Consider the following 7,929-nt stretch of genomic DNA (forward strand, 5'->3'; position numbering starts at 1 on the left):
GCTGGTGTTTGAATAGCTAGCGTTTGAATTAAAGGTATGCCTTAATATCAAACCACTTCGCCGCTAACAAAACCGCTGGCCCACGCCCATTGGAAATTATAGCCACCAAGCCAACCGGTGACGTCGAGCACTTCGCCGATAAAATATAGCCCGTCTTGATGTTTGCTTTGCATGGTCTTTGACGAGACTTCATCGGTTGTGATGCCGCCGCGTGTGACTTCGGCGGTACGATAGCCCTCGGTGCCAGACGGTTTCAGCTGCCAGCCATTGAGTGTTGCGCCAAGCTCTATCAAGCGCTCATCTTTAATATTAGCAAGCTCGGTATCTTTGATATCGTCCCACAAATGCGTTTGTAGCGCTGCCAGCAGCTTTTTCGGCAAAGCATTGTCGGTATTGTCCGCCAAAACCGTCCGGATAAGCTGGCGTGGGTGTGATTTTTTATGGGCAAGAAAAAGCGCCGTCATATCTATATCAGGCAGCAAATTGATGCTGATGGTTTCGCCAAGATGCCAATAGTTGGACAGTTGCAGCATAGCCGGACCAGAAAGTCCGCGATGGGTAAAGAGCAGCGGTAGCTTAAAGGAGATGCGCTCATTACTGGCAATCACCGGCAGACTGATACCGGCAAGCGTGCGAATCAGCTCACCGGTTTTATCGGTAAAGGTAAAAGGCACAAGGCTGGCATCGGTTGCTACCAGCGTATGTCCAAACTGCTGCGCAAGCTCGTAACCAAATCCGCTCGCGCCGAGTGTCGGAATCGATAAGCCGCCCGTCGCTACCACGAGCGATTCGCAGCGATAGCTGGTTTGCGGCAGTTTGCTTTGATTGCCACTGTCTTTCCTCTCTTGTTTTTCTTTTTTACTGAGCGCTTTGGTTGTTGATAGTTGAAAGCGGGATTTTTTATCGTTTTCGAGTGCTTGCACGCTGTCGACTTGGGTATTGAGTCTGACTTGCACACCCACGGCAGCGCATTCATCAAGGAGCATGGTTAAAATATCTTGCGCCGAATCATCACAAAATAGCTGTCCGTGCTCGCGCTCATGGTAAGGGATTTTATGCTGCTCAACCATGCCGATGAATTCCCAACTCGGATAACGACTCAGCGCGGATTTACAAAAATGCGCATTGCTACCGATAAAATGCTCAGGCTCGACAAAGTAATTGGTAAAGTTGCAGCGCCCGCCACCTGACATCAGGATTTTTTTACCGGCTTTATTGGCATGGTCGAGCACCAAGACGCGGCGACCACGGCGACCAGCGGTGAGCGCACAATATAACCCTGACGCACCAGCGCCGATGACGATGACATCATAGTGATTGTGTGATGGTGCATTGCGGGTATTTTCCATGACGATATGTTCCAAAAAGCGAGAGGTGTTAAAGGTTAAAATAAAAGGTAGCTATAAAAGTAGCTATAACATTAACAATAAAATTAGCAGTAAAACAAATAGTAGGTTTTGAGGCAAAAAAATAGCAGGTTATTGACTATAGCTTGCCGCTATTTTGAAGCCTATCTTTAGGCTAGCCATTGTCCATGTTTTCTTTCAGCTTACAAGGATTAAATAAGGCGATGAGAGATTCTCTATGCACCAAAAACTGCCAAAGATTCTAACAATGCAGGCATAGAGAATATTATTGAATAATTAAGCAAAAGACGAAATAAGCGTGGCCTTATCAAGTATACAGCTGTGCAGCGGAATTGTTGTGATTCACGGTTGATGTCTTGCAACCCTCGCGCTTATTTGTCAAACTATCCTTAGGTGTCACATTATGGAAGATGACGCTTATCACCTGTAGCAGCGATTGTTGTTTGATGACTGGCGTTCGACGTCAGTCGCTTCATGAAAGCCGCTACCGGTCATAATAATTAGAAAAGGATGACTACGATGACTCAGAAATCATTTCCTCTCACGGCTGAATTTGTCGCCGCTGCCAATACCACCGCCGAACAATACACTAAAGAATACCAACAATCCATTGCGTCACCTGAGGCAAACGATGCCTTTTGGGCGAAGCGTGCCGAGCTGATTGATTGGATAAAAAAGCCAACCAAAATTAGCAATGTTAATTATGACTTAGAAGATTTTCATATCAAATGGTATGAAGATGGTGAGCTTAATATTTCAGTCAACTGCCTTGACCGCCATGTTAAAAACAACCCCTATAAACCGGCGATTATTTGGGAAGGTGACCATCCGTCACTGCATAAAATCATCTCATTTAAAGAGCTGCATGAAGCGGTTTGTCGCCTAGGTAATGCCATGCGCAAACTTGGGGTGAAAAAGGGCGATCGCGTCACCTTATATATGCCTATGATACCAGAAGCGATGGTGGCAATGCTGGCGTGTACCCGTATTGGGGCAGTGCATTCGGTGGTATTTGGCGGCTTTTCTGCTGAGAGTTTGGGCAACCGTATTATTGATAGCCAATCAAAATTGGTCATTACCGCTGACGAAGGTATCCGCGGTAATAAGCGCACGCCGCTCAAAGCCAGTGTCGACCGCGCTTTAGACATGGATGGTACTGATAGTGTGACCAACGTCATTGTCGTGCATCGTACGGGCAATTCTGTCCCGATGAGTGGTCGCCGCGATGTTTGGTATCACAGTTTGGTCGATGGTGAGTCAAAGCATTGCGAACCTGAGGTGATGAATGCCGAAGACCCGCTATTCTTATTATATACCTCGGGCTCAACGGGCAAGCCCAAAGGCGTGTTGCATACCACCGGTGGTTATATCACTTATGCGCTTTCTACTTTCCGTGATGTGTTTGATATTAAAGAAGACGATGTCTACTGGTGTACGGCGGATGTCGGCTGGGTGACTGGTCATACCTATGCTACTTACGCGCCGCTTGCCAATGGCACGACGACCGTTATGTTTGAAGGCGTACCAGAATATCCAACGTGGGCGCGTATCGGTCATATTATTGATAAACACCAAGTTACGGTCTTGTACACAGCACCGACGGCGATTCGTGCCATGATGAAAGAGGGTGATACCTTTGTCCGTGAGTCAAATCGTTCAAGTTTGCGCTTGCTCGGCACCGTTGGTGAGCCGATTAATCCGGAAGCGTGGGATTGGTATTATCATGTCGTCGGCGGCGGTAAATGTCCGATTGTCGATACCTGGTGGCAGACGGAAACCGGCGGTATTTTATTGGCGCCGATACCGGGCACGGTAGATATGAAACCGGGTGCGGCGATGAATCCCTTGTACGGTATTGTACCCGTCGTCGTTGACGGTGATGGCGAGATACTCGAAGGCTCGGCGGAAGGCAACCTTGCGATAAGTGGTGGTTGGCCGGGGCAGATGCGTACCATTTATAATGATCATGAACGTTTTTTAAAAACCTATTTTACAGAATATCCGGGCTACTACTTTACGGGTGATGGCGCGCAGCGAGATGAAGACGGGCACTATTGGATTACCGGACGGGTAGATGACGTGCTCAATGTCTCAGGACATCGATTGGGCACCGCAGAGATTGAAAGCGCGGTAGTCGCGCATCCGGCGACCGCTGAGGCGGCTATCGTTGGTATGCCGCACGACATTCGCGGTATGGGTATTTGCGCCTTTATTATCCTAAAATCGGGCGAAACTGCCACCGAATCCCTAAAATCAGAGCTGAATCGCCATGTACGTATGGAGATTGGTCCGATTGCCAATTTAGATGCTATCTATATGGTCAATGTGCTACCCAAGACGCGCTCTGGGAAAATCATGCGCCGTATCTTGCGTAATCTTGCAGCAGGGCAATATGTTGGACTGGGTGATTTATCGACCCTTGCTGATAGCGGCGTTATCAATGAGCTAGTTGATGTGGTGAAAGCTGAACGCGGAGACTGATAGTAGCTATTAGATAGCTATCTAATAGGTATCGAATAATTATCGATAGATAAAATAGTCAAAAGTAATTTTTTAGCGCCAATAGCCAATAATTAGGCTTATAAATAAGCTTGTATAAGTGTAAGTAAAACAATAAAGAGCCATGTTAGCAAAAATAGCATGGCTCTTTTACGTAGACGTTATTGATATTGACCGGCTTTAAAGGTTCAATATATTTAATATAGCTGCGCTGTTTTATGGCTCCAGCTTCTATGGTTTCTATAGTCAGTTTAAGATAAAAGAGCCACGTTCAAAACAATCTTCTGCTGGTATAAATTTTCCTCGCTTGCTGTGCGCTTCGCACTCCAGAGGCTTCGAAAAACTCATCCCAGCAGCACGGTGTTTTTTACATTGAATATACTATATTTTGCTCCCTACTTTATAAGGTTTACTGTCATTATGCCCGACTCTTCTTTGCCGCTTGCTCAGACATCATCGCCGAAAATTGCCATTATTGGTGGCGGCTTAACAGGCTTATTTACCGCAACCTTATTAGAGCGAGCTTTTAGCCAAATTAATGACCAGAAAGTTAATGACCAGAAAGTTAATGACCAGAAAGTTAATGACCAGAAAGTTAATGATAGAGCCTTAAAACCAGAAATTACCATTTTCGAAAAATCGCGTAGCGTCGGTCGTTTAGCGACTCGTTATCGCACCGATAGCCACACTAATAAAAACTGGCAATGGGCATTTGGTGCGCAGTTTTTTACCGCCAAGAGTACAAGCTTTCAGCAGTTTATTAAGCCTTGGTTACAGACGGGTTTGCTACAGCCTTGGTGCGCGCAAGTAGTGAGGTTAACGCCAATAGATGCGAATAATCAGACAGCTGATATTCAAGAAAAAGAGCAATGGAGTAGGGTTCAGGCGCGCTATATCAGTACACCAAAAATGACCAGTTGGGGGCGAGCATTAGCCGATGAATTACAGCATACGACCATACCATTTAAAACCCGCGTGGCACCTTTGGTTCAACATAACCAAACTCTCGCTAATAAAGTCAGCAAAAAAACTGAACTGTTTGATGAAAATGGCAACAGTCTTGGCAGTTTTGATTGGGTCATTTGTACCGCGCCAAATACTCAAGCTGTAGAGCTCATGGCAAATAGTGGTTTTTCTGAATTAGCAAAAATCACTGAGCCACAAATGCAAGCCTGCTATAGCTTGATGCTGGGCTGGGATGATAACCAGCCATTACCTGAATCATTAAAGCATCAAGAGATGGCGTGGGATGTGGCGTATGTGCAGGATTCTATACTTGATAGAATCTTTATCGAGCAGCAAAAGCCTGCCCATGATGAGCTATTACCCAGTATTACTATTCATGCGCGCAATGATTGGTCAGAGCAGCATGTCGATGCTGATATGGATACGATAAAAGCGCAGTTATTAGCCGCCGCCAAGCAAGCTTTAGGTTGGAATGCAGACAGTGCACCGAGCCAAATTGACTGTCATCGCTGGCGTTATGCTGCGACCGTCAATATTTCTAATACAGACTCTAATAATACAGATGCTAATAAAGAAGCAGTAGGCATATTGGTCGATAACGAGCAGCAATGGATTGTCAGCGGCGACTGGTGCGGGCAGGGCAATATCGAAAGCTGCTATCAGATGGCAACACAAACAGTGGCAAGGATTTGCGCGCACTCATTAATTAGTGCGGATTAAGTCATCTGTGCGAACTAAATAAAAGGAGGTAGGACGCCATGTTTGGATTTGATATCGATATAGAGCTGATGCAATATCATTTTTTTCAATTGGGTATTGCCTTTATTCTCTCCCTACCGATTGCCCTAAACCGTGAGATGAAAGACAACGGCGCAGGGCTTAGAACCTTTCCGCTCGTAACGATTGCTTCCTGTGCTTTTATGCTCGTAGGCATGGATATTTATGATTCAGCTGGGGAGGCGAGAATCATGTACGCCATCATCACAGGAATGGGTTTTATCGGTGGTGGGGCGATTTTTAAAAACGAAGAAGGCTCAAAAGGCACGGCGACAGCAGCAAGTCTATGGAATACGGGCGCTATAGGTATCTCGGTCGCCTACGGTCGCTATGAGATTGCCATTATTTTATCTTTTGTGGGCTTTTTAATTTTGCAGTTCTCAGAGCCATTTAAGTCTAAACATAAGCTTTAATGCTTGACAGTATTTAACAGTCAAGATAGTAATATTAGGCTATAGGAATAATAAAACTGATTAATACTAAAGCGCAGACAAAAAAAGAGCCCACGAAGGAGGTGTCGTGGGCTGAGGAAACTTATCATGCGACCGAGTTACTTTTACTATTAACGATTTTGCTGTAAACGAGTCACAAATAAATTGATCAAGATTTATTATTGTTAATATAAAGATGATGTCAGAATCCAATATTTCAAGAATTTCTTACATCTGCTTACAACTATCAGTGTACAACTGTATTCAGTTGACCATGATAACTGAAAATAGCTGATTTACCTAGTTTGCTTACATGTCATTACGTTTTGAGGGTGTTATACCTGCCTATATTGTCAAGAAGTAGTAAAATAACAAGGCTATTATAAATCTCTATTTATAAGCGTTTATTGATCAAGATAAAGGGTAACGCATCAAAGCCAAAACCAACCTATAGAGATGGCATGACGCCATGCCGTAAAAATGCTAAGCTAACCACATTCTTATCGTTCACTATCAACTGGGTTTGCCATGACCGAGAGTACACAGCTGCACACGCCAGAACAAAAACCGCTACCGGCGCAAAATGACAAAAGTATTTTTAATCTGCCCAATAATCTAACGATTGCGCGTATTTTAATGATTCCGCTCTTTGTAGCGATTGCCTATTGGCCGCCCGCCCTAGGTATTGGAATGCCCGCGATTTCGGATAATGTCATCGCTCGGGTCGGCATGAGTGAGTTTAGCGACAGCTTACTGCGCCATTTACTGCTGACCGGTGTTTTTATTATTGCGGCGATTACCGATTGGCTTGATGGGTATTTTGCTCGTAAGCTCAATGTAGTATCGGCTTTTGGGCGCTTTTTGGACCCTGTTGCCGATAAATTAATGGTCGCAGCTGCCTTGATTATTTTAGTGCAGTGGCATCCGAATATCATTATGGCGATTGCCGCAATTGTGATTATCTCGCGTGAAATCGCCGTATCGGCGCTACGTGAATGGATGGCTGAGCTCGGTAAAAGCACCAGTGTGGCGGTCTCTTATGTCGGCAAACTTAAAACTACTTTTCAGATGATAGCCATCACTGTTTTATTATTAAACTGGCAATCGCTTGAGATGATAGGCTATGTATTAATTGTTGCGGCGGTGATTTTAACCTTATGGTCGATGCTCATTTATCTAAAAGCTGCGTGGCCCTATTTAAAACAAAGCGGTTAATATAGATTGAAAATAAGCTTACTAAAAAACGCCAGTCGCATTATACGACTGGCGTTTTTTTATGGAGGCGTCTATAAAATTCTAGGGCGTGTCTTCAATTGGATAAGGCATAAATAATAGTTACAATACCGCATCTATTGAGTCGATGCGAGAAATACAAGTTATGGCAAGAAAAGCATTAACAGATACGCTTTGGGATCAATTGCAATCGACGATGATAAAGTACGGCTGCTATCAAACTCAAAACAGCCGAGAGATCATGGAAGCCATACTGTGGAAACTACGCACAGGCGCGCCTTGGCGTGACATACCTGAAGAATTATGTTCGTGGAAAACAGCCTATAGTCGTTTCAACCGCTGGTCGAAAACTGGCTTATGGGCGGATTTTTTTTTAGCTTACGAAAAGAAATTGATACGGAATGGGTATTCACAGACGGAAGCTATGTTCGCTGTCACCAGCATGCAAGTGGAGCTCGGCGTGGTGAAGATCGAGCAATTGGACGAAGCCGTGGCGGCGCAACTACAAAGATACACCTATCCTGTGATGCCGATGGATATCCGCTCCATTTTAAAATCACTGGGGGTGACGTCCATGACAGTCAAATTGCAGGTGAATTGATTGACATGATTGGACAAGCTGATTACTTTATCGCTGATAAAGGCTATGACTCAGA

At 44.8% G+C, this 7,929-nt stretch carries 5 protein-coding genes and 1 pseudogene; 5 read left to right on the forward strand and 1 reads right to left on the reverse strand.

From position 1 onward, the window contains the following. Positions 1–47: 47 nt before the first annotated feature. Positions 48–1,349 carry an NAD(P)/FAD-dependent oxidoreductase gene (locus tag B3Q63_RS11955; RefSeq protein ID WP_296177033.1) on the reverse strand — a complete coding sequence of 434 codons (1,302 nt, stop codon included), beginning with the start codon at positions 1,347–1,349 and terminating at the stop codon, positions 48–50. A gap of 537 nt (positions 1,350–1,886) precedes the next feature. Here B3Q63_RS11955 and acs point away from each other — a divergent pair. The 5 genes and pseudogenes from acs to B3Q63_RS11980 form a co-directional block, all read left to right on the forward strand. After that, positions 1,887–3,848 (forward strand): acetate--CoA ligase, encoded by a 1,962-nt coding sequence (gene acs, locus B3Q63_RS11960; protein ID WP_296177035.1) that lies wholly within the window; start codon positions 1,887–1,889, stop codon positions 3,846–3,848. Between the two features lie 438 nt (positions 3,849–4,286). Next, positions 4,287–5,552 carry an NAD(P)/FAD-dependent oxidoreductase gene (locus B3Q63_RS11965; RefSeq protein WP_296177037.1) on the forward strand — a complete coding sequence of 422 codons (1,266 nt, stop codon included), beginning with the start codon at positions 4,287–4,289 and terminating at the stop codon, positions 5,550–5,552. Positions 5,553–5,590: 38 nt separating this feature from the next. Beyond that, on the forward strand, positions 5,591–6,022 hold the full coding sequence (locus B3Q63_RS11970; protein ID WP_183619640.1) for an MgtC/SapB family protein: 432 nt from the start codon (positions 5,591–5,593) through the stop codon (positions 6,020–6,022). 546 nt (positions 6,023–6,568) lie between these two features. Then, positions 6,569–7,255, forward strand: a complete 687-nt coding sequence (pgsA, locus tag B3Q63_RS11975) for a CDP-diacylglycerol--glycerol-3-phosphate 3-phosphatidyltransferase (protein WP_296177041.1) — start codon at positions 6,569–6,571, stop codon at positions 7,253–7,255. A gap of 163 nt (positions 7,256–7,418) precedes the next feature. Next, positions 7,419–7,929, forward strand: a pseudogene (locus B3Q63_RS11980) (IS5 family transposase); the annotation flags it as partial.

The organism is Psychrobacter sp. UBA2769 (assembly GCF_002352555.1).
Taxonomy (GTDB): domain Bacteria; phylum Pseudomonadota; class Gammaproteobacteria; order Pseudomonadales; family Moraxellaceae; genus Psychrobacter; species Psychrobacter maritimus.

Excerpts from the sequence above, each read along its gene's own strand:
- acs (WP_296177035.1), top strand. The coding sequence starts at position 1,887 with ATGACTCAGAAATCATTTCCTCTCACGGCTGAATTTGTCGCCGCTGCC.
- pgsA (WP_296177041.1), top strand. The coding sequence starts at position 6,569 with ATGACCGAGAGTACACAGCTGCACACGCCAGAACAAAAACCGCTACCG.
- B3Q63_RS11965 (WP_296177037.1), top strand. The coding sequence starts at position 4,287 with ATGCCCGACTCTTCTTTGCCGCTTGCTCAGACATCATCGCCGAAAATT.
- B3Q63_RS11955 (WP_296177033.1), bottom strand. The coding sequence starts at position 1,349 with ATGGAAAATACCCGCAATGCACCATCACACAATCACTATGATGTCATC.
- B3Q63_RS11970 (WP_183619640.1), top strand. The coding sequence starts at position 5,591 with ATGTTTGGATTTGATATCGATATAGAGCTGATGCAATATCATTTTTTT.